The organism is Solimonas variicoloris DSM 15731 (assembly GCF_000382285.1).
Classification (GTDB): Bacteria; Pseudomonadota; Gammaproteobacteria; order Nevskiales; family Nevskiaceae; genus Solimonas; species Solimonas variicoloris.
In genome coordinates, this window is record NZ_KB907970.1 from 1 (window position 1) to 1,256 (window position 1,256).

Below are 1,256 nucleotides of genomic sequence, written 5' to 3' on the forward strand. Positions count from 1 at the left end.
CCGGGTAAGGGGCGGGCGGGTTGTTCAGGGCCGACTAGTTAAATCAAACAGCATTGGAATCCGCAGTGAGCGGATGGAGCCGGTCGTCGTAGTCTGCAAGGCTCGGGTATTTGAGAGGAGTAGCGTCGGCGACCGACCGGATACGACTTCTCCAGGTTTCCAGGATTTGCTGTCGTGCTTCGTCGGAGACGTAGGGGACGTGCCAGCCAATGAACGGCGGCAACACCTGTAGTCCCGCATAGGCCAGCGTGCCTTGCAGGAGATGCTTCAGCATGCCGTCGAGTGGACCGTGGATCCCCTGCGTACCGAACATATGCTCCTGGCCGCCCAGCGTGAGGCCGACAAGCGCACGACGGCCCACCAGTCCGCCGCGGTCATAGAACCGCTTGCCCCCGTAGACCTGGCCCGACACGAACACACGGTCGATCCAGCCCTTGAGGATGGCCGGCGTCGAGAACCAGAAGACCGGAAAGACCACCACGAGCAGGTCGCACCAAAGGAGCTTGTCGAGCTCGGCGCGGATGTCGGCACTAAGCGTTCCGGTGTTGAGCCCGTGCCGCTGCTCAAGCGCATACGTGCAGTAATCGGGATCGGCGCGATCGCCAAAGTCGGCTGCCGAAGCCACCGGCTGAAAGCCCATGGCATACAGATCCGACACCTGAACCTCGTGGCCCTGCCGTTCGAACTCCTCGACCGCAGCCGACTTCATGGCCGTACAGAACGACTTCGGCTCGGGATGCGCGTGGACAATGAAGACTCGCATGATTTGATTCCCCTGTTTGATTGGTCACGTCCTCGCCGAAGATGGCACCGGTGATGACCCTCTAATGGCAAGTGCATCGCTCTTCCAAAGAGCGAAACGATCACGATGAAGGGCAGTTTAATGACCGGTCCAGACCGTGTAGAGTGGCGAATATGACTATTACTATGCGATTTCCGCCACGTCATGCCCCGTGCCGCAATCCTTACATTCGATGAGTGCTATGCCTCCAGCGTCGGCGGCTTTGCCGACATCCTGCAGGTCGCAAACTCGCACCTGCGGCGACAGCAAGGCACGGCCGCCGCACAGTTCGAATGGCGCTTCGTTTCCTCATCGGGGAATCCCATCGTGGCAAGCAACGGTCTGCAATTGCAGACGCACAAGCTGGAGCCGCGCGAGCGCTACGATCTCGTCTTCATCCCCAGCCTGCACTACGGGGGCCAGGGCCAGTTCGATCAGATCCTCGACCGGCTGACCGATACCTCCGACTGGCTGG

Annotated in this window: 1 protein-coding gene; it reads right to left on the reverse strand. The window is 60.6% G+C overall.

The features are described 5' to 3' along the window. Positions 1–43: 43 nt before the first annotated feature. The gene (locus H149_RS0119155; RefSeq protein WP_020651375.1) at positions 44–763 is read right to left on the reverse strand and encodes an NAD(P)H-dependent oxidoreductase; all 720 of its coding nucleotides are present in this window, start codon (positions 761–763) and stop codon (positions 44–46) included. Positions 764–1,256 lie beyond the last annotated feature (493 nt).